The organism is Chitinophaga sp. SVR4-12A (assembly GCF_056754765.1).
Genome location: NZ_JBPGWP010000002.1, coordinates 785,980 through 812,964 on the forward strand (window position 1 = coordinate 785,980; position 26,985 = coordinate 812,964).

Here is a 26,985-nt window from a genome sequence, read left to right on the forward strand (position 1 = left end):
GGCCCGTTCATCCGCCTCTTTGGTTGTTTCACCGGCACGGTTCCAACGCAGGCAACGCAAAAAAGTCAAAAAAGAAAATCAATAAGTATATATGAAAAGCTTAGTACTTCAACTTTTGCTCACATTGATGTTCTTCTCTTTCCTGAGCTGTGAAAAAGACGGCGAAGAACACCCTTTCAGCGTCCGGGGAAAACTAACGATAGACGGGCAGGAGCGAATGTTTATCGTTGACCTGCCGCCTCATTATTACGACAGCGCCGGCTTTGATCTGGTGATCGCCCTGCATGGAACGGGCGGTAGCGCGGAACAATGCAAAAGAGATTATGGCTGGACAGCGAAAGCCGCTCAGGCGGGGTTTATTGTAGTCTATCCCGATGGTGTTCGGAGCAAGGGTCCCCTGGGCATCAGAACCTGGAATGCGGGTAACTGCTGCGGCTATGCGCAGGAAATGAATATCAATGATGTGGGCTTCATTAGCGCCCTGATAGATGACCTGGTGGCTCATTACCGGGTAAACCCCAGAAGGATATATGTAGCCGGCATGTCCAACGGCGCTATGCTCACCTACCGCCTTGGCTGCGAGCTGGCTGGAAAGGTAGCGGCTATAGCGTCGGTCAGCGGAACGCTTATCACAAAGGCGCCCTGCAATCCTTCCCGGCCGGTTCCGTTGCTACATATACATTCAGCCCTGGATACGCTGGTACCCTATCCGGGCGGTATAGGTCTGGGAGGATATTACTTTCCCCCGTGGATTCTGCCCTGCAGGTATGGGGCAATATTGGCGGCTGTGCTCATCCGCCGGTAACAATTACAGACAATAACATGTATACGGCCATCCGGTGGACAGGCTGCCGTGAAGGGTCAATAGTGATAGGCTACCTTACCAAAGACGGTGGCCACTCATGGCCCGGCGGGCATAAGCCCAGGCCAGGCGCCGATGAGCCCTCCACGGCCTTCAACGCTACAGATCTCATCTGGGATTTTTTCCATCAACATGCATTACCGTAAATCATACTCACCATGAAAAGGAAACATTTATTTACCTGTAAAATTATTTTGACAATGATTTTCCTGCTTGCCGCTTTCAGCGGGCGCTCACAAGAGAAAAGCGACCTGGCGCTAAAAATGACGGATAAAATGAAAACAGCGCTGTCGCTTACCGACGAACAATATCCCAAGGTATTGGCCGCCAACGAGCAGTTTGCTACGCAAGTGGCGGCGTTGAAAGATGGCGGTGGCAGCCGGCTATCCAAGCTGAAAAAGCTCAAAGCTGTGGACAACGAGCGCGATAAAGCCTTGAAGACCGTGCTTACGGAAGCGCAATACGCAACCTACGTAGAACAAAAGAAAGAGAACAGGGCAAAGGCCAAAAACCGGTTGCGGGAAAGGCAGTAGCCGCAGAATGGATTCAAGATACTGTTGGAGTACCAGCGGGATCACGGAAAGAAAATTAAGCCGCCCAGATCGTGAGATTTGAGCGGCTTTTCTGTTTTGTATAAAAACTCACCAAACTAAACCCCAAATGAAGTTTCTAAGATATAGTCATTTCGTTTATATATATTTGGAACCTATAATGCGATATTGATTTAATTATTCTTATTTGTGTGATTTATTATGGATTACCTTGACGATCTTGACGATCTCGACGAAGCAATGCCCACTCTTTATTCCAGGTTCCTGGTATTAATTTACTCGCTTTTTTTAACACCTATAGGTGGGATTATTTTGATGACAATTAACTTAATAAGCGCGGGGAAGCTATTAAACATTATCTGGCTCGTTATAGCACTTTTACTTTTTGAAGTTGGGCACATGACATTGATGGGTTACTATGGTCTATCAATTTGGACGTTTTTTCTGCCAGTGGTTTTGGCGGCTATTTTACTCGCATATCCTGTTTGGAACATACTTTTAAAAGGGACCATTGTCTATAAGAAGAGGAAAGCTTTAGTGCCAATAATAATTCTGTTGCTTATCTGGGTGCCCTTACTGATCCTTAATTTTGTTGACTTCACAGGTTGATAGAGAGTATTAAAAACCAATGAATAATAATAGTCTTTCCACGAAACCGCATTATCCTATATTGGATGGATTACGCGGGGTTGCAGCCATTATCGTCGTAACTTTTCACTTGACTGAGCCTTTAGGTACCGGGCACCTGGATATCCTGGTCAACCACGGCTACCTGGCCGTTGACTTTTTCTTTCTGTTGTCCGGCTTTGTGATCGGCTATGCTTATGACGATCGCTGGCATAAAATGACCATCGGCACTTTCTTTAAGCGCCGGATCGAACGGCTTCAACCGATGGTAGTGTTAGGAATGACCCTCGGAGCAATCGGGTTCTATTTTACAGATTCAACTATCTGGCCGCTCATCCATACTATTCCATTGTGGAAAATGCTGCTGGTGATGCTTATCGGTTATACTATTCTGCCTGTTCCCTTATCAATGGATATACGGGGTTGGGAAGAAATGCACCCGCTCAATAGCGTAGCGTGGTCATTGTTTTTTGAATACATTGCCAATATCCTATATGCCATCGGCATCAGGAAGTTCTCAAAAACAGCGTTGGCATTTTGGTGTTCATCGCGGCTATAGCGCTCGCTCATTTGGCCATTACCAGTCCAGCCGGGGATGTTAGCGGCGGTTGGACATTAAATGCGGAACATTTACGCGTGGGTATGACCCGGGTGATGTATCCCTTTTTTGCTGGTCTGCTGCTGTCACGGATAGCTAAACCCACGCGCATTAAGCATGCCTTTTTATGGTGCAGCCTGTTGCTTGCGCTTGTTTTATATATGCCGCGCATAGGCGGCGCTGAGCATGTTTGGATGAATGGGATCTATGAATCAGTGTGTATCATCATTATTTTTCCGCTTATTGTTTACCTGGGTGCCAGTGGGGTGATACAGACTCGGACTGAAAAGCAGGATATGTAGATTCTTCAGGGGATATATCTTATCCGCTTTACCTGGTGCATTATCCACTGGTATATTTTTATGTAGCATGGATCAGCAATAATAAGGGAGTGACAATTGTGGAAGCCTGGCCGTATGCGTTGTTGATATTGATAGGGGGGATTGTTTTGGCGTATGTGAGTTTGAAGTGGTTTGACGAGCCGGTGAGGAAGTGGATGAGGAGGAAGCTTGGGTAAAAATTGGCGGCTATCAAAGTCACTTGTAACAGGCGCCACTGTCTGTATCTCTATGCTACAGTATTGTTCTGTGGATGATAGAGGCAGATATTTGACTGCTCGATATTAGGATTAAGCGCCCAGTTAATCTTATAGCTTATAGTTATTATTTTCGCAGCCATTTTTCCCAATGATTTGAAGCTTGTGTTGGCGGAAAACATGCTAAGCGATTCCAAACTGTTTGCCAAAATCGTTGTGACCTTGCTCGGTTCAGAACGCTTTAAGTAATAAGCGCATAATTGTCTGGCATACTCCTGAAGAAGTTCTGCAACCATTTCTCTGTTTTTGTAGGTAGGGGTTTTTCTCCAACACTCCAGCCCTTGAAAATATTCACGACCAATTCCCTTTCGCAGCCTAACAAAGTGTTCAGGATCGTCTTCTATATGCTTTGTCAGAAGATCCCACTTTGGCAAGAGGATGCCGATCCTCAGCGGTTCCATATCTTCACAAACAATGTCTGGCCCTTGAACAAATGAGCCGCCCGCTACAAAATCCTCGTCGAAATCATAATCAACCAGGTATGTTGATACTCCAAATGCCCTGGATATATTAAGCTGGTGACAGTGATTGACCCATCTCATAAATGCCTGAGCACGACGTTTTCGAGCGTCATTACCAATCTCGTAGATATCCTTCACATTAAGATCCGCTGCCAGCGATCTGAAAATCTCGATACGTTGGATACCCTGCTGTCCCCTTGCTACTGTCGCCTCTTCGGCTCTATCCAGTAGTGTTGTTCTCCAGCGTTCTGTCTGTTCTCAGAGGTACGCATGATCGCCTTTATAATCTGTAAACTCCATTGCCGCTTTCAGGTTACTTTCATTGCGCAATTTATCGTGTAGCATTTTCTTATATGACTCCCCAAGGGAAAGTTTATTTGGTGGAGGCCAGTGTAAAACCTGGCTGCCGTCATCAATACATGTGCATAGTCTTTTAAGCGTCAATTTATCTTCAAGCTGTAAAATATGCAGGTTATCTGAACTACCGTAGGCATCTTCCAACACTTTTAACCCTTCTTCAAGGTTCCGTGTGGCTGCATTTCGATAAGCAGGTACTACCAGCCCATTTCTGGCAGCCATTTCAAAAAGAGACCCGCCACTAGGTTTGTTTCTTATATGTTCAATCAGGTGCTTTGAAATGGCAAGGTAAGCATCAGGCAACAGCAGTTTGTCTTCAAAGAGCAGATTAATGAGCAAGTCTCTTTCAAAGTGCTGAAGGGTGTTTCCATGCATATTAGCTGCATCTGCAGTGGTGAAGAGGACATAGTTCGGGGAATGCATACAGGATGAAGTCAATAATGGTTATCTAAATAGGTTTATTCACTATCAATAGTTCCGATTATATCATGAATTTAGAGAAAAAATGTAAAATAGAGCGTCTTTATTTTCCAATCGGGGTATATCAACTATCTTCTCTTTGTATAAAAGGAAAAATCTTTTGTTAATAATTACAGTACCCGCCTCTCCATCGTAATGTCTAATCTTACTTGCTATTTTATTCGTTCCAGCATGTAAACATGCTCCATGCCATCTACCTCATCCATCACCTCATCTATTTTAATAAACCCAAAAGACCTGACAAGCGTTAAAGAAGCTAAATTTTCCGGTGAAATTGAAGCAATGAAACGGGATGCACAAAACTCTTCCATTGCCCAGTTAATCATACCAGAAATTGCTTCACGTGCATATCCTTTTCTTCTATAGCTAGAAAAGATGTGATATCCAAGTTCTACTGCTCCTTTCATATACGGCTTCTCTGCATGAGGATCCGGCCTACTGTGGAACCGTATTAAACCAATCATTTTCATTTCGGCTTTTAGTATGATAGCCCTGGTTGCCCATGACTTATATGCTGGATCTTCCTGCAGCTGGCGGCTGTCATTTTCCAGGCTGCTAAGTTCGTCCAGGAATTCCCGGGAATAACAGCATGTAATAAACTTTGAGCTGTTACCAGGTTATTGTTAAGGCAGGCATTGGAAACTGCTGGTCCGAGTAATCGCAGGATCAAACTTGGAGTAGTGATGTCATTTAAAGCTTCAGGCATTATCTACATTAATCCGGTTATAATTCTTATTAGCCATTACTGGGTTTAACTAATAGCCCAAATATAATACATATTAGCGCATTTACTTTTTTGTAACCTACCACTGAGTTTATTCCAGTAAATTTGATCTACAATGCCGCCAGGCCCGACCCCTTTAAATCGTATACTTTAAATTTTAAACAATACAGTTATGGATCACCCAATCGCCCCTTCCCGGCCTGCCATCAAAGGCATGTGCCCATACATAGAAGTGTTTGATATGCCCATATCATTGCAATTTTACAGAGATATACTCGGATTCCAGGTCTCACAAAGCTCCGGAGACGGCGATGATGTAGACTGGGTGTTATTACGGCTTGATGATGTTTACCTGATGTTGAACACTGCTTATGAAAAGGAACATCGGCCACCGCAACCTGATATTACTCGTACCAAACTACATCAGGATACTGCATTTTTCTTTGGGTGCTCAGATACAGATGCCATGTACAGGTACCTTTCCGGTAAAGGTATCACCGTAAAAGCGCCTTTTATAACAGGATACGGCTGGAGGGCTATAACGCTGAAAGATCCTGATGGTTACGCAATTTGGTTCCATTGGCCAGCTGATAGCCAGCAATAAACACGCGCCAGAAAGGCCTCCCAAACAACCTTGGGACGGCCTCCTGACCTTAAGAACCGGGTACTAGCCGACCTGCTGAAGTAAGTCCTGGTAATTCACCTTCAGGCTGATCTCAACGGCACCTAAGGCTTTAGACACCGGACAGTTTTGTTTTTGGCTGCAGTAGCATGCTCCAGGAATGCTGCTGCTGACAAACCATCGATCGACGAGGCGGTTAAAGTTAATTCAATACCGGTAATCCCGCCTTTTGACAGGTCCACTGCAACAGCCGCAGTAGTTTCCATATCTCCTGCTTTTCAGCCCTAGTTGTGATAGGGCATAGGCTAATGCCATCGTGAAACAACCTGCATGCGCAGCCGCCAGCAACTCTTCGGGATTTGTACCAATACCATCAGCAAAGCGGGTGTTAGAAGAGTATTGGGTTTTGTTGAATACAAGGCTATCTGTAGTTAATTCGCCATGGCCTGTATTCAGGTCGCCATTCCAGCGAGCTTTTGATGATCTTTTCATTTTCTTAATGATTTTGCTGATTCAAAATTCAGCTGAAATGTGTTCCCGTTTTTTTCACCTAAGTTAAATCCGAAGGAAGTTTGTCGAATAGATCTAGCAATCTTTCTGGTTGAAACTGACAGCAATTGACCGGTAATCATATGATTTATTTATGTAATAACAACATTATATAGTAAATTGAATTTTAAATATAAGCATCACTGTATGATTTGGACTATTATTATCGGCGGCATAGCTGGCTGGCTGGCCGGAAAACTGGATGTCGTGGCGAAGGGTTTGGAATAATTGTGGATATTATTGTGGGCGTAATAGGGGGCTGGCTTGGTGGCTGGCTTTTCGGCCAACTTGGAATTCATATAGGCAGCGGTCTGCTGGGCTCACTGATTGTAGCCCTGGTGGGAGCGATCATACTCATCTGGCTTATACGGCTGGTGAAACGATGAAAATGGCTCTTTGTCATTTAACAGCCGGGTGCTGCGGAGGTGGTGCGGCGGCGCTGTTCGTCCTAAACATGTTCGCTTTATTGGCCGTCATCCGGCACATACATCCTTTACAACCCCCGGGAAGTAACTGACATCAATGATAATTCTTCAAAATATTCATCTCCCGCTTGCGCTTCCAATATGAGTGAAGTATTCGTCTCCCCATACTCTTCAAGACGGTCAATTACCTTCGCCAGCTGATCACGGGAGCGTGTAATAACCTTTAACAACATACTTGCATTTCCTGTAACAGTATACCATTCCGTAATCTCATGAATAGATGATATCAGTTTATTGATATCATGGTGTTTATGGCGACATTTAAAGGCGATAAAAGCTTGGGATGTTCAGTCCTCTGTTGTTTCAAAATCCAGTATGGCGTGAAATCCTTTCTTAATATAACCGGCTTCTTCCAGTTTATCGACCCGCTCAGCCACTGCTGGCGCTGTCAGCCCAATACGGCGCCCGATTTTCAGCCGTCGTATGTTCTGGCATTGTTACATAACTCGCGTCGTGTTAGACAGATTCAGATCGTCGATGGGTTTATTATTTAAAGATTTCAGCATAAAATACCTTCTGATTGTAAAGTTAATGAGTTGTTCTTTTTTCAATTTAAAGCTTGTTTTCATGTAAAAAGCGAGCAACTTTCTGTTGTCTTCCAAGCCTTACACAAAACTATAAAATAGATCATGACGAAAGGAGTGAACCGTTTATATAAAGGACAGTACCTGTTCTTTTTGTTGTTCAGCTTGAATGTTCTTTTAATTGGGTACGAAGGAATAGCGCTGCCGAAGCCGCCGGTAATGAAATCAGCCGCACTTGATAGCTCCGGGCTACGGGATGGACAGCACGATTTTCGATTTCGAGATTGGTACCTGGAAAACGAAGCTGAAAAGGATGGTGCGTACCTCTGTAGCGGTACTCAAACCTGGGTGGAATATTGAGGGCACAACAGTAGTCAGGAAGGTCTTTAACGGAATGGCCAACCTGGTGGAGACTTACGGCTGATGGCCCAGCTGGTCATTTTAAAGGAATCAGCCTGCGGCTTTACAACCCTCAGGCGCATCAGTGGAGCCTTAATTTCGCCAACATGAGAAATGGAGTAATGACCACGCCAACGGTAGGGGAGTTCAAAAATGGCCGGGGTGAGTTCTACTCACAGGAAACACTCAACGGCCGCGCCATACTGGTGAAGTTTCGTCATCTCACAGATCACATCCGATTCCTGCCGTTTCGAACAGTCAGTTTCAGACGATGGCGGAAAAACATGGGAGCTGAATTGGATTGCGGTCGACACGCGTGTGCAGGATAGTAAATGAAACTGACTTATGAAGGCGCTTTTGCTTATCGCTTGAATTTACCCTCACTTGCCCTATATTTGTATTCCAAGTGCTGTATCCATTTTAAAGCTAAAGAGATCGTGGGCAAATTCTACGATGCTATCGCCTGGCATATACATCGTTTAATCAGCTGGAAATAAAATTTTGTTCGGTTTTGTACAATTTTGAGAATTACCCCTGCTCTACTTTTGTATCATCAATTACAAAATTATCCACACTAAACTGTTAACGATGAAAAAGCATTTTATTCTCTCGCTGATGCTGGCCTTAGGCTGTTTATCTCAGGTAATGGCCGCTCCCGGAAAGCCTTTGCTGGATATGTTTTCCCGCATGTTCCCCGATGCAGAATATGTTACCTGGACAAACGACCATGGCTATCACATGGTATCCTTTACCCAAGGCGAAACATCCAGCCGTATATGGTTTGACGATAGAGGTGGACTGATACAGTCTTTAAGATACTGTCCTGAATCTAACCTGCCCCTGAAGATAACATCAGCATTAAAGAGGAAGTATAATAACAAACAGATTTACGGATTTACTGAGGTGACCAATAGAGCAGGCATCCGTTACGAAGTAATGTTAAATGATAACAAAAAATGGTATTGTGTTAGTGTCAGTGACTTAGGAGATGTTTCGTTGAAATACACAATGAGGAAATAGAAGTTAATATTAAACAGCTTGCCAAACGGTCAAACGCTAACTGGATTCGTGTTTAACGGATCCAGTTAGTATTTTTTTAAGCCTGCTGATATCTGTTCTTGAATTCGGTAACAAACTGTTCCAGTTTTGTAGTCCCGGTAACTTTTGCACCTTTATCAAAGAAATCTTTGGTAATAATACCTGCTCTTACCCCCTGACCTAATTCTGTTATTAGTCCTGCCAGTTCTTCAGGAAGGCCCCCAGCCGTCATTCCTTGTCTCAACTGCTCATCCGGAACAACTGTCCAGGACAATTCCGGTTTGCCGATCGCCTGGCCAAACAATGAAGCGAGCTCATTGCCGGTCGAGATGTCGCTTACAACATACTTAATTTCAAAGCCCTTTCCTTCATTTTGAAGCTCTTCTGCTATAGCGTAGGCTAGATCCCCGGGATGTGTAAGTGCCAACTTAACGTCTCCGCTATAGTTATTGCCAAAGATGTTCCTCTCTTTAATCATAGGGATGTCCCTCAAAAAGTTAACGTAGAAAAAGCCTGATCTCAAAATGGTGACATTTACGCCGGCTAATTGCTGAAATAGCTGCTCTACCCGGTGCACGCCTCGGATAGGCCCTGTTCCTTCAGGTGCATCTGCGCCAACGCTGCTAAGGAAAACCACCCGCTTAACGCCGGTGTTCCTGATAGCCTCAGCATATGCCTGCCCGGCATGGAAAATATTTTCAATCATATTTTTTGGCCCCATAGCCGGAGGCATCATGGTGTATACCGCGTCAGCGCCTTTAAAACTTTCTGTCAGGAAGCGGGCGTCAGCTATAGAACCAACGGCTGCTACTGCTCCCAATACCTCTATAGCGTTTTTCTTATCCGGATTACTTGTGATAACCGTTACTTCGTGACCTGCTTTTACCAGTTTTTTTACCAATGGTGTGGCTACATTACCTAATGAGCCTGCTGTTGTGATTTTCATGTTTCTTTCATTTTAACAGATGCAAAGTTATTCAGGTACATACCTTTAAAAAAGTACCTACCAAAAGTAGGCACCCTGTATTATTGCTGTGCTCACCTTTTCAGTGATACATTCTTTTCTTTTATTTTAGTGTAAAAGAAAAAATATCTTTGTACATACTTCGTATAAAGTACCTGTCAAATAGTATGTATCATGGCAACTGTAAAACATAGCTCTACCAATCAGTTCAATAAGAAGTTGGTTACAACCAAGTGTCCCGTTACATTTATTACCAATAAAATGGGCAATCGTTGGAAACCACTGGTGATCAGGCAACTGTTTTTAGGGACGAAACGATATGGTGAATTAAGGAGGGCTATCCCCGCTATTACCGAAAAGATGCTGTTCCAAACGCTTAAAGAACTGGAGCTCGATGGCATCATCAATAGAAAAGCAATAGCTGTTGTTCCGCCGCACGTGGAGTACAGTTTAACAGACTGCGGAAAGGATTTGGAACCGGTAATTACTGAAATGGTTAAGTGGTCAATGAAGTATAATATCCAGGCAACATAAGCTGTGTAAAGAAATCCCGTCTTCTCTAACAGGCGGTGAAAATATTTGCGGTAAATTCATTTAGGAATACGCCATTCGGGTCCAGGCTATTCCGTAGCTTCCTGAAATCATTGATCGCCGGAAATGCTGTTTCTAATGCGTTCCCTGACAGGTCTGAAAGTTTCCCCCAATTGGGTCGGGCATTATATTTCCTCATCACATCAAAAAACAGTTGCATGGCCGGATGAACTGTTTTTTCCCGGTATTCACGTATGCACATCCCTATATAAAAGGTCTCCTGGTGATAGGCAGGGCTAAGCCATGAACTTTCAGCGGCTGTATAGCGAAGGTCTACGGGGAAGTGGATCTTTTGATCAGAATGTTCCAGGATATCCCTGAATGCTAGTAACGCTTTTTTATGGCTGTTATCGCAAACAGGTAATCCATATTCTGAAACAAGCATCGGCACAGTTTCATCATGTACCAGTATGTCAAAACTGTTCCCTATCCTTATACGTGGCGTGAAAAAGTGATCAAGACAGTACCTGTTGACTCCCGGGATCAGGGAAGGATCATCATTGCTTTTTATAAACATCGGCGCCGTTAATGCATCTATTTCAGCATCACGTATTTTTTGTTCATTGGTGTACTTTTCCAGCTTCTTTTTTTCATCATAGCCCTCTTTTCCTATCCGTTCTGCCTTAAACAGGTATACTTTATCGGTATGCGGAAACCACCATGCCTTAAAATATTCATACTGCCTGGCATGGTCATCCATACACTCAATGAATTCATCAAACCCAATAACAGATTCCTCCGATCTGAGGTAAAATAAAGGCTCACATCTGAATGTTACTTCCGTAACGATCCCGAGTGCACCCAGCGAAATGGAGGCGGCATCCCATAGACGTAACTCCTGTTCACCGATTCTCCATGCGGTATCCCTGGTTATCTCCAATATCTGCCCTGATGCTGTTATCAGGCGGAGGCGCTCGATCTGCGCAGAAAGGCTCTTGTGCTTCAAACCACTACCATGCGTGCCGGTGGCCAGGGCGCCGGCAACCGTTTGTTTGTTAATAACCCCGAAATTCGGAAGGGAGAGGCCGTTCTCTTTTAGAACCGGGTACAATTCATGGAGATACATTCCAGCCTGGCAATGAACGGAACTTTCACCCACTGAAAGCAATTTCCGGAAGTTTTTAAGGGAGACCAGGATCTCATTACTGATTGCAATGGGAGAAAAGGAATGCCCTGAACCAACTACGCGGATCATTTTGCGGTGCTTCGCTGCAAAATTGACGATGTCAATTATTTGTTCTTCCGTTGCAGGTTCGAAATAATTTTCAGCTAAACACGACTGGTTCCCTGCCCAATTGGTCCAGGTATAGTTCTTTTCTTCAAGCATTGATATCCGACGCTTCGGTGAGCACTACTTTTGATTCGCTATATGTCAGTATATCGATACCGTTTCCTTTTTCTGCCTCCACCTGTTTGCTGATCCATCGGTATGTTTTTTCTATCCCTACTGCTAAAGGGATAGAGGGCTTCCATCCCAGCACCTCTTCAATGAGTGTATTATCAGAGTTTCGGCCACGAACGCCTTCCGGTCCTTTGATATGTTTCAGCGGGAGATCCCGGCCTGCGATTTTCATCACAAGCTTTGCAAGATCATTCATAGATATCAGCTCATCTGAGCCGAGGTTGAGTGGCTTATTATAATCGGATTCCATGATCCGCAGAATGCCTTCGACGCAATCGTCGATGTAACAGAACGAGCGTTTCTGCTCACCATCTCCCCATATCTCGAAAGCAAGTGCTGAAGTGGCAGCTTTACGACAAAAGGCAGCAGGCACCTTTTCTCTTCCGCCTTTCCAGGTGCCGTACTCCCCGTAGATCCCATGAAATCTTGCGATACGTACCTGCATTTGTGGGAATTCCTCTGTATACTTCATCGCGATCTCTTCGCCATACAATTTCTCAAGCCCGTAAATGTCCTGCGGATAAGCGGGCCAGGCGTAGTTTTCCTTAAGGCCAATAGTGTTTTCTGCATCGTTCTGCGAATGCAGCGGATAAACACAGGCACTTGAAGAATAAAAATATCGCTGCACGCCGTTGTGCCTGGCAGCTTCCAGCACATTTAAGCTTATCATCGTATTATTGTACCCGATCCGGCTGTGATTGCTCTGTATAAATCCCATGCCTCCCATATCGGCAGCAAGATTGAAAACCCAGTCAATGCCCTGGCAGGCCTGCATACAGTTTTTCATCACACGCAGGTCGGTTTTAAGAAATTCATGGCAAAATTCGTCCGGCTGCATAAATTCCGGGTCAACCCAGTCTGCAGCTACTACATAATACCCTTCCCGCTTGAGCCGCTTGCCCAGATGGGAACCTATGAAACCACTCGCTCCTGTTACTAATACTTTAATTTTATCGCTTCCCAGGAGGCGTTTCGGTTCAATTAATTTTAATATCCCGGCAATATATGGATGGTGCTTGTATTGGTTTTTTAGTTCAGCTGGTATCGACCCGTTAATATCAAACCACCGGCCATCTGAATGATCCTTATCAAAACTTAACGGAATGTCTTCAATAGTTGCCTGAAAGGTAATATTCACTGTATGAGAAGGAGGGCCCTGTTCAGAGTCATGAAATTCGGTGGAGAATGTGCCGAGATACCTGGTTATGCTAATTTTATCTTCAGGAATATTCAACTCCGAAGCAGCCTTTCTCAGTCCGCATTGTTCTATCCCTTCATTCTTCAGCATTCTACCGCCCTGGATCCAGTAAACGCCTTCACAGGGCTTGTTTTTACGTTTAATAAGAAAAACTTTGTTGTCTTTAACGATCGCAAGGTCAACACAGACCAAAGGGACATTATCAAGGATCGTGCGGTAAACTTCTACAGGGATCGACCCAACGGGTGATCTCAAAATGCGTTCATCTTTGTAATTTAACAGTTGTTTTTTCATAAGGATCATCAGTTAATTAATAATGAATTGTTATGAAATACCAAATTGCCTGCGGAAGGAGTCCATAACCGCCGGAGCAATACTTTGTTTATATGCACATAAACTATCCCTTACTTCTTCTTTGGAGGAAGCGCCAATCACAATTGTACTAACAGCAGGGTGATCAAGAATGAATTGATAATTAAGCGCCATTAAACTAACTGCGTTACTATTGCACCACTGATACATCTGCATTGCCTTTTCCACTGAAACATCTCTTTCTATGGCGTAATGCCGGATACTGATGTGCGATGGATCCTTACCCTGAAAGTAATCCCATGCACAAAGGTGAGCCCAGCATAACAGCAACGCGTTCACTATAGGATGCTTTCAATAATGCTTCTGCTGTTGTACATAGAACGTTGTAATCAAGGTAAGGTAGAATAACGTCGGCATAACCGGATGATATGAATTGAAGATGCAGATGATGATCGCGGACTCCCAGGCCGATGTTTCGGATCACTTTTTCCTCTTTTAACCGGAGCAACGTTTCTATGCCGCCGTTTCTTAGCATATTGTTAAGGTCAGTATTGGAGGGATCATGTATATGCACAATATCAAGGTAGTCGGTCTGTAATGTTTTTAAACTGCTATCGATACTCTGCCGTATGTTGTCTGGCGCATATCCTTTATAAACAGGATGCGTTCCGGCTTTCGTTGAAACGATGAGAGAGGAGCGCTTCCCGTATTCTTTTAATGCAATACCGATCTTTTTCTCGCTATTCCCATAAAATGGCGACGTATCAACGAGGTTAATCTCATTGTCCAATGCGAACAGCACAGTGTCTATCGCCTGCTTATCAGATACAGGTCCCCCGAAGAAAACATTTTCCTTACAGGAACCAATGCCCGCTCCTCCCAGGGAAACAGGAAAAACATGCGTTTTATCGACAGTTTGCAACATCTGATATCTATTATAGAATTATAGATGGAGATGCCGGCCATATGGAGACCGGCATTTCCGTCATACATTACCGCGGCAGCCGGCTGTTACATAATTCCCGCACTTTTATGTGCTATCTTTCATTACGTTTCAGGAAAACAGCAACCGGGACCTCGCCAAATTCCGGCGCAAAAACTTCTTTGTGGAGATGAAACCCGACTAAAGGACAATACAGCTTCGCCGACCTCCTGGTACTTGCCAGGATGAAGGGGATATCATAACCTTGTTCTTTGTAATAATTGACCGTCCATTTGAGGATATGGCTCATATACCCACGTCCCTGAGCATCTGGCAACACCGCTCCGTAATCCGGTAGCATGCTTCTTTTGAGCTGGTCATCATCAAGTTCCAGCTCACCGGCTTCATACAGCCAGTAGTAACGTTTTACGCCCTCCGGACCAAGCACATCGTACCAGCGTTGCTTCCATTCACCGGGGGCTTCCAGCGTATATCCAAGTCTTGTGAAAACAACAACTGCTTTGCGATCCTGGCTACCAAACACTCCTCCGCCGGAGCTAAGCGTGTCTTTCACAACGGCCTCAAAGAAATCCCGTAACATTTGCTCATTCATGTTTTCGCCAAGCCAGAAGTTTAATGTGGGGTCAGGCAAAAAAGCTTTTGCCAGCACTTCCCATGTCCAGGGCTCAGGGGATGTAATCCTTACAGGGTCGCCAACCTGTGCTTTAGCAGGTATTTGTTCTAATATTTTGTTCATAAGGATTTATTTTTATGTTGATGGATGAATCTGTAAAGCGCTTTGCTGTATCTTATGAATGAATGAGCGCTGAAGAAGTGAAAGCATTCTCTTCGTATTGTGCATTCATCAGGTCGTCGATAAAATCATCGATCATTTTTTTAGAAATGCCTGGCATGCAGATAAGGTGTGAAGATCCTGCTTCGCTTGCAAGCTGCCATTTCCGGCAGATCGTGTCCGTTGGTTTGGGAAACACTACAGTGATCCCTTTTTCGTTACGCCAGGCCGGTATACCGGCCTGCTGCAGTTTTTCTTCTGTATACGCTGCCAGCGATAAGCTTTCTGAAGCTCTTTTCAGCAAACCTTCTTTTCCCAGCTTTTTGATAGCATACCATAAGAATAGCGGGCTATGGCCATTCCGGGAGCCGGCGATCGTACTATCGAATGATCCTATATACGATACAGGGCGGCCAACGCGTTCCTTGTAGTTTTTCTTTACGATCACCACGCCGCAGGGAATAGGCGTGCCTATAAACTTGTGGCCGCTGCAGGCAATGCTGTCTGCTCCATGTACAAAATCAAATTTCGGATCATCCTCCAGCAGGGGCAGATAGGTTCCTGCCAGGGCCGCATCGCAGTGGATATAACACGATTTGATGGCGGCTTCTTGGAGCATACGCCGTATAGTGGGTACATCATCTTTGGCTTCCGTCATGGTAGTGCCAATATTGGCTACAACAATGGCAGGGCGGTGGCGATGGAGCTCAATGGAGGACTTTAGATCATCGTAATCCATTTCTCCATTCGGCCTGGTGCGGATCACAATGGAGGGAATATTCAGGAGATGGATGCTTTTCGGCACACTGTAATGCGTGGCCGTTGAATAATAAACCATTGCCTGTGGATATAGTTCCCTGGCAACATACAATCCGTAAAGGTTGCTCTCGCTGCCTCCATTGGTAACATATCCCCAACTGTCATGTGCAGGCGCCCGGAACAGATCGGCGAAGAATTCGACCACCTCTCTTTCAATGATCCGGGAGCTTACACCGTAAGTGGATTCAATAAATGGATCGCCCAGGTTGTTAAGCGAATATCCTAACAATGGGTATAGCTCGCTGTAATTAAAGTCTGTGGCAAAAGGGTAACCTATAGCGGTTGCGGCCCTTTCACCGATTAGGTCCATGTAATGGAGCAACCGTTCTTTTTCGTGGAAGGTCATCATTGGTGATTTAATGGTTAAATAATAGTATGACGGCATTGCAGCTCGCCTTGCAATGCTGAAGTCACAGCGGTGTTGAGGAAGATCGTATAAATAGATCGACGTGTTTAAAGCGGGCAAAAGATCATAGGAATAAAATATTATAATGTTTTTTTGAGATATTGATTATACGCAGCAGATTGCTCCGCGCCATAGGTTTATGAAGGTTTTCCAAGGAGTGGGTTACACATATTGCGTATTCATATTTATAAGCCAAATATAATTGGCTTTAAGAATAATGCATGTCGTGATGCTACTAATTCATTGTAGTATCTTTCCTACAGATCGCCGCTGTTGCCATTTTGCAATCCGATGAAGCCGATAACAAGAGCTGTTCACGCTGTTAATTTTTTTTGTTCCATTTGTAAATTTCGGTTGTTCTAAACTAGTATTTCAAATTAATAGTTACAAATCCCGCTTTCCGTTTGTAAATACCATCCCGCATTCTTCGCCAGACTCACGTCCTCGGCTTCCAGTAATGGACAACAAAAGTCTGCATCAGCAAACAATTGCTAAACCTTTCCGCTTTACCCGGAAACTGAAAATCGAACAGATCATCTACGTTGTACTCAGGTAAATTGGTGCTGTTCCCTTCTATACAATAAATGGATACAGGAACAATCAGCACATCGCCTTTTTTCAGCTTTCTATTGAAAATCGCTTCCCAGTCTATATCCTCATATTGCGCCGGAAGCGTAAGGCGTTCTTTCATTTCTTTTGGCGTATATTTTGAAGCCAGGATGGTATCAATTTTTCCATTCTGCGATAACACAAATTTCAGTGCAAATGCATAAGATGCTTCTTTATCTGCTATCGCTCTTGGTAGAAGGGTAGCTTTATGCAATGCTTTAAGCAGATCACGGCCGGGTTCATTTGTTCCCTTACTTTCCTGCGCAAACAGCAATATATTGAAGTACGTCAAAAGCGGAATGAATACAAGCAAAGACCTATTTAGCATATTCTTTTAAATCATTGTTAGCGTAAGGCCCCGCGTCCGCCAAGGCCTTACGCCGTTTAACTAAATAACACCTATCTCTGTGATCGTCATCGGATCGCAAACAGCACAGGTAGGCCCTTCTGTAGGGTTGTTTGCAGCCTGCAGGGAGTGTCTGATATTGCTTAGTTTAGCAATTTTGATCTTGTCCAGGGTCAATTTTTTCTTGTTTTCTTTTTTCATGGTAGTGGAGGTTTGGGTAAATAAACATGTACAGGAAAATAAGAAAATCAATTCATATTTAAAGGGAAATTTAATTTTTAAGCATCAACTGTCCGTTGGGCAGCAAGGCCCCATATTTCGTGTATGCACTTGAGATTTAGCGAAATACAGTGAAAGTAAAAATGGATCGGCATATCAAACTGCTGATTCGCAACAAGTTAACCGCAGGCATACCCCTTGCCACCCTACATGCATAGATGTTAGTAGCTTCCCCCCGGGTGACGGGCAGGGGTACGCGCATCTTAGCAAGGCAAGATTATTAATCTTTAAAAACCAGCAAATGAACAGTCAGGAATTAATTGAATTAACCCGTGAGCTGATCTATCATGCCACGCATTTTGATGTACCCTATGTGAAGGAAGTGTACGCCGATAATTTCCTCATCGTGAATGTTGATAAACAGAATGGGGTAGTAACCATGAATAAAGAGCAGCTCGTCGCTTTTGTCCGGGGAAACAAAGATGCAAATGCGGCGCCATTTTCCACTAAGACGGAATTCCATTACGCTGTATGCGATGGCAACACGGGCATGGTGGTGATCACCCGCGACCTGGAATTAGATGGAAAGCCGAATAGAAAGTTTTTAACCGTGTTCTGGGAGAACATCTCCGGAAAATGGCAGATTGTGAAAGAATCATCAATCGTTCGCGGCTAACAAAGAGATCAGCCCCGTAAGGGGCTTTTCTATTCCAGGGTAGTTGAATATTTTAATATAAGTATTATCTTTTCGTATTGATAACTTCCGTCAGTTGGCATGAAACAGGCCATCCGTCATGCCGGCTGATCCAGGACGTAAAACATCAGTTATAATGCTAAAGATAATCCCGTTGTTAACCGGTTCCATGATTCTCCTGCTCCAGTTCGCCTTTGCGGGGAATGCCCTTGCCCGGCAACCCGAGCTCCGTGTCCCTTTAAAAAAGATTACCGGCAAAGGACCCGGAGCGCCAAAGTTAAACCCGATGAATATTTACGGGCCCTACAGCTTTAACTTCGATTCCACCCGAACCTTTAAAGGAATACCTACTGGCCTCAACCAAACCATGATCAAGGAGCTGGATCTCCAGGCTCCCCAGGGAATGTATGAATTGTATAAACGCCTGCAAGGTAAGATGCCGCCGGAAATGATTGTAAAGGAGCTCGCCAGGTACCACACCGATACATTGTCCCTGAGCCGCCTCCCGATAAAGCATTCAGTACATATCCTTTCCGGCATTACAGCTAAGGGTAAACGCCTTCTGATAACAGATGCAAATAATAATCTTGATTTTAGCGATGACAGGCAGCTGGTCTACGATACTGCTGCACAAGGGGCAGATGTAAAAAACGCAGAAGACCTGGTGCCCGGACAAGAGGTAAATTACCAGTTCGCATACAAAGGAAAAGTATATGACCGCAAGATCAACCTTCGGATGTCGCCCTATCAAACCGCATTCAGGTATAACAATGCGGAGGAACAGCAGCATTACATCGTCGCTTTTGTAAACGAATACAGGACGGGTATAGCGAAGATCGCTGGAAAAGAATTTGCTATCACTTGTGTCACTGCTTACCACCCGCCATTTTTTTATGATTCACTCAATACAAAGATCTTTATCGGCGAGCGTGTACGCAGTACATCGCTCACGACTTACAACCTTGGAGATACGCTGCTGATCCAGGATAGCAAATACATCATCGCCGCTATTGATCCAATGGGCCGCGAGCTGTTGTTTAAATACGCAGGAAAAGGGGCATCCATCGTGGGGAGTGAGCGCGGTCAATATGCTTACCCCATTGCCTGTCTGACCATGGACGGACAACCGTTTGCGCTCAATGCGCTGCGTGGTAAATACGTGTTACTGGATTTCTGGGGGTCCTGGTGTAATCCCTGTATAAGCGCAATACCAGATCTCGTGAACCTGGATCTGAAGTACCGGGGCATCCTTTCCATTGTGAATATTGCCTATGATGAAAAGAAGAACCTTGTCACCCTGCGTCAACTTATTAAGGAGAACAAAATGCAATGGACCCATCTCTTTGAGGACAGCAAAGACAAAAACAGTGCTTCCATCGTAAACAGGTTCAAAGTGGAAGCATTTCCAACGCAGATCCTTATTGATCCGGAAGGGAAGATCATTTTCCGTTCAACGGGCATAGGGAAAAGCAACCTGATAGAAGCTCACCTGAGGGCTGCTTCCCGGAACACCCAATGAACGGAAAATGTATTAGGATCATTTACGCAATTGCTATTTTAACTTAACATCCAAATAAACAGAATGCCTTCCATACGTCTCATAAAACGGTTTAAACACCACATCATCAATCGTAAATTCCAAGCGCTCAGGATCACCCTTAATTGATTTGCCAATATCCTCCGCATCCAGTGTCACTTTCCGCCACTCTTTTCTTGCTTCCGGCTCCTGCGCCGCCAGCAATATCGGCCCGTAAAACAGGCTGGCGATGTTCTGCTGATCCATCACCGGTTCCAGGTGGAACTGGAAGGGCATTTTCAATTCTATCACATCACCGTCTTTCCAGCTGCGGCTTATTTTCAGGTAAGTGCCCGGCTTAGCAGAAAGCTGTTGTTCCTTACCATTGATCTTCACAAAGAATCCTTTGGTTGCCCAACCTGGCACCCGTACATGAATATCAAATTTTCCACTGCCCTTAATAGTAAGACGGGTATTATCTTCATTGGGGAAATTTGTTGTCTGCTCTACCTTTACCTTGCGTTCTGTCCATTCCAGCGTAGAGGGTACGTATAGGTTGACATAAAGCGCCTGGTCATCCTTACTTTTAAAGTAAATGGAGTTTTGCAGCTTGGTACTGCTTTCTATTGCCGTACCGTTGCAACAGGTAAAGCCTGTCATATCCGGATTGCCAAATTGCTTGATAGACCCCGGCCTGAGTGGTATATGATAAGTATTGGCAGGCGTATGCTCGGCCACAGAAGCCAGGATATCATTGTAGAGCGCCCGCTCGTAATAATCCATTAACTCTGCCCGCTGGTCAAATAAAAACAGGTCGCCGGTCAATTTGAGCATGTTATAGGTGGCGCAGGTTTCGTTCTGTCCTCCGGCAGAGAAGCCGTTTTCATACAAGGTTCCCGGCTGACTAACAAAACATTCCGCATTGTTGGGATTACGAGCTCCTGCAACGCCACCGATGCTGTACATATAATCATTGACCATCTTATACCAGAAATTATCAGCCACTTTATAATATTCCGGCTTATGAGAGACACGGTACATTTCGATACTCCCAACTATCTGGGGGATATGTTGATTGGCATGCAACCCACGGAAAAGATCTACATTCTTGGCCAGTCCATGCGAATGTGCCGTATCGCCATAGAACACCCTGATGTTATCAAATAACTGCGCTGTTTTCAGGTGATTCGGCTTACCGGTAAGCCTGTACAGGCGTGCCATTGCCTCGTTCATCCCGCCAAACTCGCCGGCAATGTAGGTATTCCACATCTTTATCAGCGTATCCGTTGGCAGCTTGCTCAAGCGCGCATATACCCAATCACCCATGCCATCAGCTATTGCAAGGGCTTTTTTATTGCCGCTCACTTCATATACATCCATTAAACCGGCCAGTATTTTATGCAGCGTATAATATGGCGCCCAGATCTGGTTCTTTTGTCCGCCGTACTTAGCGCCGTTCTCTAACATGATGAACTGATCCGGCGGATAAGCGCTGATAAATCCTGTTCCCCAGTTCCAGTAATCATTACGGATGCCCGCATCACTGAGATCTGAATCGTAAGTTGATTTCCCCGGACCAGGCGGCACCGCTGAGGGATCGGAGACGTGCTCGCCACCTGCTTCTTTTGCCTTCCCGGATAATTGAGATAGCTCATAGAGCGTATTGACCATGTACTCCATCTTTTCCGCGAAATTCGCCTGCAGCGCCTTGTCATATCCTGTACCCGCATAAGCTTGTGCAATGGCCGTCAGATAGTGACCTGTAGCATGCCCCCTTAATTTGGTGTCTTTGCTGTCCCATACACCCAGCGGCTTTGCGCCTTCAGGCTGTTGCTGACCAAAAGCATGGCGGAACATATAAAGAAACGAGTTCGGATCAGTTTTAGCCAATGTGTTGATGAACTTATCGCGGTTTTCAACGAATTGGGTTTCGTGGCCATGCGCATCATTTATCAAAGTAACTTTTCCCAGGTCAAAGGCCACCAGCTTTAAAGTGGGCGTAGCCGCTTTCTCAGACGCTTTTACGGTAACAAATGCCTTCGGTTGAAAATTCGTTCCTGCAACACGCCCCGTAATGGTATAGCGCCCCAGCTTAAGCACAGCGCTATTATCCGTATCAGCAGGCCACAACACACGTACTTTGGGACCCTTACCTTTCAGCTCACTCTTGTAAGTTCCCGGTACGTAACTTGGCAACCGTGGCAAATTCCCTACGGCTGTTTCCACCTCCACATCGGATACCTTGACTAAATAAGCATTATAAAGCTCCGCCTCGGTAGGAGAGAAGCGGGGTAGATCATCCTCCACATGCCTGCCCCCCGTGTTTACCGAACCTTCATTGAGGTTTCCGCCTTTCCCTGCATTGTTATAGATGCCCGCCACTTGTCTGCCAGTCAGGGGAATACGATAGATACGAAAATCATGTATTAATGCATTGAGATTTGGATCTGCGGGCGATAACGATTTCCCGATATAAAGCTGTTTTCCTTCCGCCTGCTCTCCGAATACATCGGTTAGCTCCAGTGAAATATCCTTCGCTTCACCCACTGGCTTACTATCCACATAGGTGATCATGGATTTCGAAGGAATATCTATCACTATAGCAAGATGAACCCATTTATTCGTTGCTATCGCCGTGGAAACCGCGTTCTTTTTGTTACCTTTTTCCGCTGTTATCAAAGCCTGGTAACCTTCCTGCGCAGTGGTGCCAACAGGGGCCGCAGAGAAATGTTGGGTGCTATCCTTTCCGAAATCAAAAAAACGTTGGCCAGGCTGCTTTGAGCGCAGGTAGATCCATCCTGATATACTGAGCGATTCCAGGTCTGTTAACGCTTCTGCCGGGATCGTAAGAAATGAACTGTTATCTCCGGGGAGCGACAACACCTTTCCGAAGCGGTTGTCATTGACAAATTTGACCTCGGCGCCCTGTACTTTAGCGTGCAAATTATTCCGGGACCAATCCCTGGCATCGCCGTTAAACACATAACGTGCAATCATGCCCGTTTCACCGATCCCATCCAGTATCTGGTCGCCGCTTTGTGCCTGGGCAGTGTGAAGGCCCTCGGTTAAAGCTGCAACAAACAGGATGGCACACAAGAATACTTTATACATTTTCATATTTACATTTTTCATCAATAACCGTATCCGGCTAACTATCTATAGCGTCATGAAACTATGAAGAGTCCCTGTGTTTCGATAAGTATATTTTAGCTAATGTTCAAATGATATTAACAAGTATTCCATGATCCAGGCTTACCAAGGCATTCATTCCCCTCCAGGTAATGCTGCAGCCTTGTCCACCTTCAGGAACTCAAATGATCCGCCATCCGCCTCCAGCACATCTTCTCCGCCTTTTACAGGCTTAAATTGCAATTTCACTACAGCCGTTGCACGGGGCGATACACGATCATCCGAGTGATGGGTATGTAATACGTAATATAGCTGCCCCTTTTTATCCGTAAATACATCACCATGCCCCGTTCCATTATGCCCAACCGTATGCCGGCTGATGACCGGGTTGCCGGTATATTTCTTCCATGGCCCTGTTGGAGAATGGGAAGTAGCATATCCCACCGCGTAATCTTTGTTCCTGAAATCGTTAGCCGAATAGACCAGGTAATAGGTACTTTTGTGCTTTAGCACAGTCGGGCCTTCAGCCACCGGCCACTGAGCTTTCGCCGTATTCTCCCATCCTTCGCTGCTTGATATACATTCCTTTTCAGTGCCCGGGATCACATCCGACAGATCGGGTTTCATCTCCGTTACAAAAATGCGGTTGCCATTTTGCAGCTTCACATGATAGAGATAGATTTTTCCCTGATCAAAGAATACGAAGGGATCGATCTGCTTGCCTGTTCCGCTCAGCTTAGCAAATGGATCCTGTTTAAAAGGGCCTGCCGGACTGGATGCTTTGGCGATCGCTATCTGTTCATTGGCAGTATAAGCCATGTAATAGCTGCCTTTATACGCGAACACCTGGGGCGCCCAGAAACCGCTGCTGCCAAATGCCTCGCCGCGTTTCAACGCGAATTGCAGGGTGGTATCTTCCGGTTGTTTCCACGTTTTCAGATCGGCAGACTCATATACAAGAAAGCCCTTGTTGCTGCTGGTGCCATATAGATAGTACTTTCCCTTGTCTGCAAAGATCGTTGGATCAGCCAGGAATATAGCCGGCTGCTGCGCCGCACTTTCGATGCCGGCCGTGAGGCCTAAGGCCATACATGCCGCTTGGAAGATCGTCTTTAGATGAGCCATAGCGGCTAATATAAGCAAAACCGCTTACCTTTTGGTAAGCAGCGGAAAATATGCGGTATTAAACTCCATCTTTGCACAATGGAAATAGGTATTGACAGTTTTGCCGCGGTAAATTTAAACGAAGGCTCAGGCACAGCTTTATCTTCGCATCACGCCATTGAACAGCTGCTCAGCAGGATCGTACTGGCAGACGAGGTAGGGCTCGACGTTTTCGGCATTGGAGAACACCACAGGAAGGAGTTCCTTGATTCTGCCCCGGCGCTGATCCTGGCTGCCGCCGCCAGCCGGACAAAAAACATCCGGCTTACCAGTGCGGTTACCGTTTTAAGTACTGCAGACCCGGTCAGGGTATTCCAGGAATTTTCTACGCTTGACCTGATCTCCAAGGGCAGGGCAGAGATCGTTGCCGGTAGAGGATCCGCTACAGAAGCGTTCCCGCTTTTTGGTTTCAGCCTGAACGACTATGATGCCCTTTTTACGGAAAAATTAAATTTATTGCTGCAGCTGCGCGATGAAGAATATATCAACTGGTCCGGTAAGTTTCGCCCCGCAATGGTGAACCAGCCGGTGTATCCCAGGCCTATGCAGCATAAGCTGCCGGTATGGCTGGGAGTTGGCGGCACCCCCGGCTCATTTATCAGGGCCGGAAAGCTGGGGCTCCCGCTCATGGTAGCGATAATAGGAGGGGAAACACATCGGTTCCGCCCGCTGATCGATCTGTACAGGGAAGCAGGTATAAAAGCAGGATTTTCTGCTGATGAACTAAAAGTAGGTGTTCATTTACCAGGATATGTCGCCACCAGCACAGCAAAAGCTACCCAGGAATATTATCCCGGTTATGCACGGATCATGACAAAGTTTGGTAAGGAACGCGGCTGGCCGCCCATGACAACATCCCAATTTGAGCGGTCCGTCAGCTTACATGGCGCTTTGTTGGTAGGAAGCCCTGAACAGGTAGCTGAAAAGATTCAATATCTTAATAATACCTTGGGCGGTATCACAAGAGTAACCTTTCAAATGGACAATGCAGACTTACCCGGTGAGATGTTAATGGAGTCAATAGCCCTTATTGGAACTCAAATAAAGAAATACTTTTAAATCTTTAAATGCTGCATTTGTTGGATGATATGCCATCCTTTTGCTTAATTAAAGCTGCTCCTGAAAGCATTAGGCGACTGGTTCGTTTTCGCCTTGAATAACTTGGTAAATGAAGCAGGATGTTCAAAACCGAGTTCATAAGCTATCTCGCTGATAGACAGATCAGTGGTAGATAGCTTTTCCTTCGCCTTTGCAATCAGCTTGTTGTGAATATGCTGCTGCGTACTATGACCGGTAAGCACTGTCAGCATGCTGCTCAGATAGTTGGGAGAAAGATTCAGCTCACTGGCAATCTGTTGCACCGTGGGCAGACCATGCTGAACGAGATAAGCATCTTCCATTAAACGGTCGAGTACTTCCTCCAGCTGCGCCAGGATCTGGTGATTAGGAACTTTCCTGGTCACAAATTGCCGCTCATAGAAGCGCTTCGTGTAGTTCAGCAACACCTCGATCTGCGAAATAATAATGTCCTGGCTGAACTTATCAATGTTCGATTCATATTCCCGTTGGATATTTTTCAGGATGTCTACGATAATGGTCTCCTCTTTTTCAGACAGGAACAATGCTTCGTTAATAGCATAGCCGAAAAAATCGTATTGCCTGATCGTTTTCGCAAGTGATGTGTTCCATAGAAAATCGGGGTGGATCAGTAACAGCCAGCCCGAGGGTCTTTTCCCATCCTCATAAGGGGTAATCTCGATATGCACCAATTGATTAGGCGCCACAAATGACATCAGCCCTTCGTCAAAATCATACACCTGTTGCCCGTACTTAAATTTCCCGCTGATATCTCTTTTTAAGCCGACGGAGTAAAATTTTTGCAGCCAGCGGATTTCCTTTTCGTCTGTCTGGTAGGCTACCTGGCCGTAATCTACCAGGCTGATTTGCGGATGCTGTGGTTTCGGTAATCCACTCATCTTGTGAAACTCACTGATCGTATTGAAAGTATGAACCTGGTTGCTTTTCATTCTATTCAAATTGTTTGTTTGACAGTAAAAACCCGATCTACGCCAGGAAGCATGAAGCACCCCGCTTCATGCTGCTGTGAAATTTACGAAAAGTAGGTCACCCCGGGCTAATTAAAAATCGGTTGATTTGCTTAAGGCCTGGTTTTCGGCCAGTTCATTTTGCAATACCTGGATTTTATTGCCCGCTAAATTCACTGCATCTGAACCCATGAAGAAATGCAAAGGTGGATTTTCGCTTTCCGCTAACTGGATAAATGCCAGTGCCGCCTTGGCCGGATCGCCTGGCTGGTTACCCGGAATATCATGTTGGTGAACATGCTCCAGCTCCCTGGCTTCTTTGTAATCAGCTATCTGCGTTTCAGCCAGCCGGAGAGAGCCTTGTAATAAGAAATTGGTTTTGAAATAGCCGGGATAAACAATAGTAGCATGAATGTTTAAGGACTTCACTTCCGCAGAGAGTGCCTCGGTTAACCCGGCAACAGCAAATTTCGTAGCATTGTAAATACCCCAGCCCGGGAATGCGCCCAGGAATCCTGCTATTGATGAAACATTGATGATATGCCCCGACCTTCTTCCACGGAGATGCGGCATCACCGCCCGGATAACATTCAGGGTGCCAAATACATTTGCGTCAAAGTTCTCACGGGATTCATTGTCTGTAAGCTCTTCCAGGGTGCCCAGCTGGCCGTATCCCGCGTTGTTGACAACTACGTCAATAGCGCCGAATTTTTCAATAGTTTTTGCAACGGCGGCAGCCACGCTTTCTTCGTTTACGATGTCAACGCTCAATGGTAGCAAATTGTCTACATTGCCCAATGCTGTTTGCAGCTGTTCCAGTTTCCTGGAGGTGGCAGCTACCTTATAACCCCGGGCGATAAGTGTTTGTACCAGTGCAAGTCCCAGGCCTTTTGAAGCGCCGGTTACGAGCCATACTTTTTTAGTGTCCATGATTTTAATCTTTTTTGTGATCAAATATTTACACTACAAAGTTGCTTATGATTA

At 45.2% G+C, this 26,985-nt stretch carries 33 protein-coding genes; 14 read left to right on the plus strand and 19 right to left on the minus strand.

Features of this window, described 5'->3' with window-relative positions; genetic code table 11:
- Nucleotides 1-91: 91 nt before the first annotated feature.
- The 6 genes from ACR9Y8_RS29500 to ACR9Y8_RS29525 all read left to right on the plus strand — a co-directional run bounded on the left by ACR9Y8_RS29500 (nt 92) and on the right by ACR9Y8_RS29525 (nt 2,940).
- Entirely contained in the window at nt 92-805 is a 714-nt protein-coding gene (locus ACR9Y8_RS29500) for a CE1 family esterase (protein ID WP_481216897.1), read from the plus strand.
- A gap of 17 nt (nt 806-822) precedes the next feature.
- Complete coding sequence (locus ACR9Y8_RS29505; protein WP_481216898.1) at nt 823-1,008, plus strand: hypothetical protein; 186 nt, start codon at nt 823-825, stop codon at nt 1,006-1,008.
- 54 nt (nt 1,009-1,062) lie between these two features.
- Nucleotides 1,063-1,395, plus strand: a complete 333-nt coding sequence (locus tag ACR9Y8_RS29510; protein ID WP_481216899.1) for a hypothetical protein — start codon at nt 1,063-1,065, stop codon at nt 1,393-1,395.
- A 219-nt stretch (nt 1,396-1,614) separates the two neighbouring features.
- Entirely contained in the window at nt 1,615-2,022 is a 408-nt protein-coding gene (locus tag ACR9Y8_RS29515; protein WP_481216900.1) for a hypothetical protein, read from the plus strand.
- Nucleotides 2,023-2,131: 109 nt separating this feature from the next.
- Nucleotides 2,132-2,599 carry an acyltransferase family protein gene (locus ACR9Y8_RS29520; RefSeq protein ID WP_481216901.1) on the plus strand — a complete coding sequence of 156 codons (468 nt, stop codon included), beginning with the start codon at nt 2,132-2,134 and terminating at the stop codon, nt 2,597-2,599.
- The gene (locus ACR9Y8_RS29525; RefSeq protein WP_481216902.1) at nt 2,578-2,940 is read left to right on the plus strand and encodes a hypothetical protein; all 363 of its coding nucleotides are present in this window, start codon (nt 2,578-2,580) and stop codon (nt 2,938-2,940) included. The genes ACR9Y8_RS29520 and ACR9Y8_RS29525 overlap by 22 nt, the downstream gene beginning before the upstream one ends.
- A gap of 265 nt (nt 2,941-3,205) precedes the next feature.
- On the opposite strand, the gene ACR9Y8_RS29530 is transcribed toward ACR9Y8_RS29525, so the two are convergent.
- From ACR9Y8_RS29530 to ACR9Y8_RS29540, 3 genes are all read right to left on the minus strand, one after another.
- On the minus strand, nt 3,206-3,832 hold the full coding sequence (locus tag ACR9Y8_RS29530) for a hypothetical protein (RefSeq protein WP_481216903.1): 627 nt from the start codon (nt 3,830-3,832) through the stop codon (nt 3,206-3,208).
- Nucleotides 3,833-3,952: 120 nt separating this feature from the next.
- Complete coding sequence (locus ACR9Y8_RS29535) at nt 3,953-4,474, minus strand: hypothetical protein (protein ID WP_481216904.1); 522 nt, start codon at nt 4,472-4,474, stop codon at nt 3,953-3,955.
- Nucleotides 4,475-4,683: 209 nt separating this feature from the next.
- Nucleotides 4,684-5,127 (minus strand): GNAT family N-acetyltransferase, encoded by a 444-nt coding sequence (locus ACR9Y8_RS29540; protein WP_481217222.1) that lies wholly within the window; start codon nt 5,125-5,127, stop codon nt 4,684-4,686.
- 300 nt (nt 5,128-5,427) lie between these two features.
- Here ACR9Y8_RS29540 and ACR9Y8_RS29545 point away from each other — a divergent pair, with 300 nt between their 5' ends.
- A complete protein-coding gene (locus tag ACR9Y8_RS29545) occupies nt 5,428-5,859 on the plus strand; it encodes a VOC family protein (RefSeq protein WP_481216905.1) in 432 nt (143 codons plus the stop codon).
- A 225-nt stretch (nt 5,860-6,084) separates the two neighbouring features.
- Here ACR9Y8_RS29545 and ACR9Y8_RS29550 read toward each other — a convergent pair whose 3' ends face one another.
- A complete protein-coding gene (locus tag ACR9Y8_RS29550; RefSeq protein WP_481216906.1) occupies nt 6,085-6,369 on the minus strand; it encodes an OsmC family peroxiredoxin in 285 nt (94 codons plus the stop codon).
- A gap of 299 nt (nt 6,370-6,668) precedes the next feature.
- Between ACR9Y8_RS29550 and ACR9Y8_RS29555 the strand changes: the two genes are divergently transcribed.
- Nucleotides 6,669-6,812 (plus strand): GlsB/YeaQ/YmgE family stress response membrane protein, encoded by a 144-nt coding sequence (locus ACR9Y8_RS29555; protein WP_481217223.1) that lies wholly within the window; start codon nt 6,669-6,671, stop codon nt 6,810-6,812.
- Nucleotides 6,813-6,919: 107 nt separating this feature from the next.
- Here ACR9Y8_RS29555 and ACR9Y8_RS29560 read toward each other — a convergent pair whose 3' ends face one another.
- Together ACR9Y8_RS29560 and ACR9Y8_RS29565 are read right to left on the minus strand one after the other, a co-directional pair.
- Nucleotides 6,920-7,183: an Lrp/AsnC ligand binding domain-containing protein gene (locus ACR9Y8_RS29560; protein ID WP_481217224.1), complete on the minus strand. Its 264-nt coding sequence runs from the start codon at nt 7,181-7,183 to the stop codon at nt 6,920-6,922.
- A 15-nt stretch (nt 7,184-7,198) separates the two neighbouring features.
- Nucleotides 7,199-7,336, minus strand: coding sequence for a winged helix-turn-helix transcriptional regulator (locus ACR9Y8_RS29565; protein ID WP_481217225.1), 138 nt, complete (start codon nt 7,334-7,336; stop codon nt 7,199-7,201).
- 355 nt (nt 7,337-7,691) lie between these two features.
- On the opposite strand from ACR9Y8_RS29565, the gene ACR9Y8_RS29570 reads away from it, so the two are divergent.
- Both ACR9Y8_RS29570 and ACR9Y8_RS29575 read left to right on the plus strand, forming a co-directional pair.
- Nucleotides 7,692-7,859, plus strand: a complete 168-nt coding sequence (locus tag ACR9Y8_RS29570) for a hypothetical protein (protein WP_481216907.1) — start codon at nt 7,692-7,694, stop codon at nt 7,857-7,859.
- Nucleotides 7,860-8,422: 563 nt separating this feature from the next.
- Nucleotides 8,423-8,854, plus strand: coding sequence for a hypothetical protein (locus tag ACR9Y8_RS29575; protein WP_481216908.1), 432 nt, complete (start codon nt 8,423-8,425; stop codon nt 8,852-8,854).
- A 76-nt stretch (nt 8,855-8,930) separates the two neighbouring features.
- On the opposite strand, the gene ACR9Y8_RS29580 is transcribed toward ACR9Y8_RS29575, so the two are convergent.
- Entirely contained in the window at nt 8,931-9,818 is an 888-nt protein-coding gene (locus tag ACR9Y8_RS29580) for an NmrA family NAD(P)-binding protein (RefSeq protein WP_481216909.1), read from the minus strand.
- A 192-nt stretch (nt 9,819-10,010) separates the two neighbouring features.
- Between ACR9Y8_RS29580 and ACR9Y8_RS29585 the strand changes: the two genes are divergently transcribed.
- Complete coding sequence (locus tag ACR9Y8_RS29585) at nt 10,011-10,370, plus strand: winged helix-turn-helix transcriptional regulator (protein WP_481216910.1); 360 nt, start codon at nt 10,011-10,013, stop codon at nt 10,368-10,370.
- Nucleotides 10,371-10,395: 25 nt separating this feature from the next.
- Here the strand turns inward: ACR9Y8_RS29585 and ACR9Y8_RS29590 are convergent, their stop codons facing one another.
- The 8 genes from ACR9Y8_RS29590 to ACR9Y8_RS29625 form a co-directional block, all read right to left on the minus strand.
- Nucleotides 10,396-11,754 (minus strand): D-arabinono-1,4-lactone oxidase, encoded by a 1,359-nt coding sequence (locus ACR9Y8_RS29590; protein ID WP_481216911.1) that lies wholly within the window; start codon nt 11,752-11,754, stop codon nt 10,396-10,398.
- Nucleotides 11,747-13,321, minus strand: a complete 1,575-nt coding sequence (locus ACR9Y8_RS29595) for an NAD-dependent epimerase/dehydratase family protein (RefSeq protein WP_481216912.1) — start codon at nt 13,319-13,321, stop codon at nt 11,747-11,749. The genes ACR9Y8_RS29590 and ACR9Y8_RS29595 overlap by 8 nt, the downstream gene beginning before the upstream one ends.
- A 30-nt stretch (nt 13,322-13,351) precedes the next feature.
- Nucleotides 13,352-13,555: an aldo/keto reductase gene (locus ACR9Y8_RS29600; protein WP_481217226.1), complete on the minus strand. Its 204-nt coding sequence runs from the start codon at nt 13,553-13,555 to the stop codon at nt 13,352-13,354.
- A 64-nt stretch (nt 13,556-13,619) separates the two neighbouring features.
- Nucleotides 13,620-14,264, minus strand: a complete 645-nt coding sequence (locus tag ACR9Y8_RS29605) for an aldo/keto reductase (RefSeq protein WP_481216913.1) — start codon at nt 14,262-14,264, stop codon at nt 13,620-13,622.
- Nucleotides 14,265-14,376: 112 nt separating this feature from the next.
- A complete protein-coding gene (locus tag ACR9Y8_RS29610; RefSeq protein ID WP_481216914.1) occupies nt 14,377-15,018 on the minus strand; it encodes a GNAT family N-acetyltransferase in 642 nt (213 codons plus the stop codon).
- Between the two features lie 52 nt (nt 15,019-15,070).
- Nucleotides 15,071-16,222 (minus strand): histidine decarboxylase, encoded by a 1,152-nt coding sequence (locus tag ACR9Y8_RS29615; protein WP_481216915.1) that lies wholly within the window; start codon nt 16,220-16,222, stop codon nt 15,071-15,073.
- 493 nt (nt 16,223-16,715) lie between these two features.
- Nucleotides 16,716-17,201: a hypothetical protein gene (locus ACR9Y8_RS29620; protein ID WP_481216916.1), complete on the minus strand. Its 486-nt coding sequence runs from the start codon at nt 17,199-17,201 to the stop codon at nt 16,716-16,718.
- Between the two features lie 75 nt (nt 17,202-17,276).
- Complete coding sequence (locus ACR9Y8_RS29625; protein ID WP_481216917.1) at nt 17,277-17,435, minus strand: hypothetical protein; 159 nt, start codon at nt 17,433-17,435, stop codon at nt 17,277-17,279.
- A gap of 319 nt (nt 17,436-17,754) precedes the next feature.
- Between ACR9Y8_RS29625 and ACR9Y8_RS29630 the strand changes: the two genes are divergently transcribed.
- On the plus strand, nt 17,755-18,129 hold the full coding sequence (locus ACR9Y8_RS29630; RefSeq protein ID WP_481216918.1) for a hypothetical protein: 375 nt from the start codon (nt 17,755-17,757) through the stop codon (nt 18,127-18,129).
- Between the two features lie 154 nt (nt 18,130-18,283).
- On the plus strand, nt 18,284-19,666 hold the full coding sequence (locus ACR9Y8_RS29635) for a TlpA family protein disulfide reductase (protein WP_481216919.1): 1,383 nt from the start codon (nt 18,284-18,286) through the stop codon (nt 19,664-19,666).
- Nucleotides 19,667-19,699: 33 nt separating this feature from the next.
- Here ACR9Y8_RS29635 and ACR9Y8_RS29640 read toward each other — a convergent pair whose 3' ends face one another.
- Nucleotides 19,700-22,774 (minus strand): beta-L-arabinofuranosidase domain-containing protein, encoded by a 3,075-nt coding sequence (locus ACR9Y8_RS29640; protein ID WP_481216920.1) that lies wholly within the window; start codon nt 22,772-22,774, stop codon nt 19,700-19,702.
- A 153-nt stretch (nt 22,775-22,927) separates the two neighbouring features.
- The gene (locus tag ACR9Y8_RS29645) at nt 22,928-23,917 is read right to left on the minus strand and encodes a glycoside hydrolase family 43 protein (protein ID WP_481216921.1); all 990 of its coding nucleotides are present in this window, start codon (nt 23,915-23,917) and stop codon (nt 22,928-22,930) included.
- Between the two features lie 78 nt (nt 23,918-23,995).
- Between ACR9Y8_RS29645 and ACR9Y8_RS29650 the strand changes: the two genes are divergently transcribed.
- Entirely contained in the window at nt 23,996-25,015 is a 1,020-nt protein-coding gene (locus ACR9Y8_RS29650; protein WP_481216922.1) for an LLM class flavin-dependent oxidoreductase, read from the plus strand.
- Between the two features lie 44 nt (nt 25,016-25,059).
- On the opposite strand, the gene ACR9Y8_RS29655 is transcribed toward ACR9Y8_RS29650, so the two are convergent.
- Together ACR9Y8_RS29655 and ACR9Y8_RS29660 are read right to left on the minus strand one after the other, a co-directional pair.
- Nucleotides 25,060-25,983: a helix-turn-helix domain-containing protein gene (locus ACR9Y8_RS29655; RefSeq protein ID WP_481216923.1), complete on the minus strand. Its 924-nt coding sequence runs from the start codon at nt 25,981-25,983 to the stop codon at nt 25,060-25,062.
- A 111-nt stretch (nt 25,984-26,094) separates the two neighbouring features.
- Nucleotides 26,095-26,931 carry an SDR family NAD(P)-dependent oxidoreductase gene (locus ACR9Y8_RS29660; RefSeq protein ID WP_481216924.1) on the minus strand — a complete coding sequence of 279 codons (837 nt, stop codon included), beginning with the start codon at nt 26,929-26,931 and terminating at the stop codon, nt 26,095-26,097.
- Nucleotides 26,932-26,985 lie beyond the last annotated feature (54 nt).

What these genes read in the sequence shown, in the direction of transcription:
- ACR9Y8_RS29500 (WP_481216897.1), top strand. Translation starts at nt 92, where the DNA reads ATGAAAAGCTTAGTACTTCAACTTTTGCTCACATTGATGTTCTTCTCT.
- ACR9Y8_RS29505 (WP_481216898.1), top strand. Translation starts at nt 823, where the DNA reads ATGTATACGGCCATCCGGTGGACAGGCTGCCGTGAAGGGTCAATAGTG.
- ACR9Y8_RS29510 (WP_481216899.1), top strand. Translation starts at nt 1,063, where the DNA reads ATGATTTTCCTGCTTGCCGCTTTCAGCGGGCGCTCACAAGAGAAAAGC.
- ACR9Y8_RS29515 (WP_481216900.1), top strand. Translation starts at nt 1,615, where the DNA reads ATGGATTACCTTGACGATCTTGACGATCTCGACGAAGCAATGCCCACT.
- ACR9Y8_RS29535 (WP_481216904.1), bottom strand. Translation starts at nt 4,474, where the DNA reads ATGCATTCCCCGAACTATGTCCTCTTCACCACTGCAGATGCAGCTAAT.
- ACR9Y8_RS29545 (WP_481216905.1), top strand. Translation starts at nt 5,428, where the DNA reads ATGGATCACCCAATCGCCCCTTCCCGGCCTGCCATCAAAGGCATGTGC.
- ACR9Y8_RS29550 (WP_481216906.1), bottom strand. Translation starts at nt 6,369, where the DNA reads ATGAAAAGATCATCAAAAGCTCGCTGGAATGGCGACCTGAATACAGGC.
- ACR9Y8_RS29570 (WP_481216907.1), top strand. Translation starts at nt 7,692, where the DNA reads ATGGACAGCACGATTTTCGATTTCGAGATTGGTACCTGGAAAACGAAG.
- ACR9Y8_RS29575 (WP_481216908.1), top strand. Translation starts at nt 8,423, where the DNA reads ATGAAAAAGCATTTTATTCTCTCGCTGATGCTGGCCTTAGGCTGTTTA.
- ACR9Y8_RS29580 (WP_481216909.1), bottom strand. Translation starts at nt 9,818, where the DNA reads ATGAAAATCACAACAGCAGGCTCATTAGGTAATGTAGCCACACCATTG.
- ACR9Y8_RS29585 (WP_481216910.1), top strand. Translation starts at nt 10,011, where the DNA reads ATGGCAACTGTAAAACATAGCTCTACCAATCAGTTCAATAAGAAGTTG.
- ACR9Y8_RS29590 (WP_481216911.1), bottom strand. Translation starts at nt 11,754, where the DNA reads ATGCTTGAAGAAAAGAACTATACCTGGACCAATTGGGCAGGGAACCAG.
- ACR9Y8_RS29595 (WP_481216912.1), bottom strand. Translation starts at nt 13,321, where the DNA reads ATGAAAAAACAACTGTTAAATTACAAAGATGAACGCATTTTGAGATCA.
- ACR9Y8_RS29600 (WP_481217226.1), bottom strand. Translation starts at nt 13,555, where the DNA reads ATGCAGATGTATCAGTGGTGCAATAGTAACGCAGTTAGTTTAATGGCG.
- ACR9Y8_RS29605 (WP_481216913.1), bottom strand. Translation starts at nt 14,264, where the DNA reads ATGTTGCAAACTGTCGATAAAACGCATGTTTTTCCTGTTTCCCTGGGA.
- ACR9Y8_RS29610 (WP_481216914.1), bottom strand. Translation starts at nt 15,018, where the DNA reads ATGAACAAAATATTAGAACAAATACCTGCTAAAGCACAGGTTGGCGAC.
- ACR9Y8_RS29615 (WP_481216915.1), bottom strand. Translation starts at nt 16,222, where the DNA reads ATGATGACCTTCCACGAAAAAGAACGGTTGCTCCATTACATGGACCTA.
- ACR9Y8_RS29625 (WP_481216917.1), bottom strand. Translation starts at nt 17,435, where the DNA reads ATGAAAAAAGAAAACAAGAAAAAATTGACCCTGGACAAGATCAAAATT.
- ACR9Y8_RS29630 (WP_481216918.1), top strand. Translation starts at nt 17,755, where the DNA reads ATGAACAGTCAGGAATTAATTGAATTAACCCGTGAGCTGATCTATCAT.
- ACR9Y8_RS29635 (WP_481216919.1), top strand. Translation starts at nt 18,284, where the DNA reads ATGCTAAAGATAATCCCGTTGTTAACCGGTTCCATGATTCTCCTGCTC.
- ACR9Y8_RS29640 (WP_481216920.1), bottom strand. Translation starts at nt 22,774, where the DNA reads ATGTATAAAGTATTCTTGTGTGCCATCCTGTTTGTTGCAGCTTTAACC.
- ACR9Y8_RS29645 (WP_481216921.1), bottom strand. Translation starts at nt 23,917, where the DNA reads ATGGCTCATCTAAAGACGATCTTCCAAGCGGCATGTATGGCCTTAGGC.
- ACR9Y8_RS29650 (WP_481216922.1), top strand. Translation starts at nt 23,996, where the DNA reads ATGGAAATAGGTATTGACAGTTTTGCCGCGGTAAATTTAAACGAAGGC.
- ACR9Y8_RS29655 (WP_481216923.1), bottom strand. Translation starts at nt 25,983, where the DNA reads ATGAAAAGCAACCAGGTTCATACTTTCAATACGATCAGTGAGTTTCAC.
- ACR9Y8_RS29660 (WP_481216924.1), bottom strand. Translation starts at nt 26,931, where the DNA reads ATGGACACTAAAAAAGTATGGCTCGTAACCGGCGCTTCAAAAGGCCTG.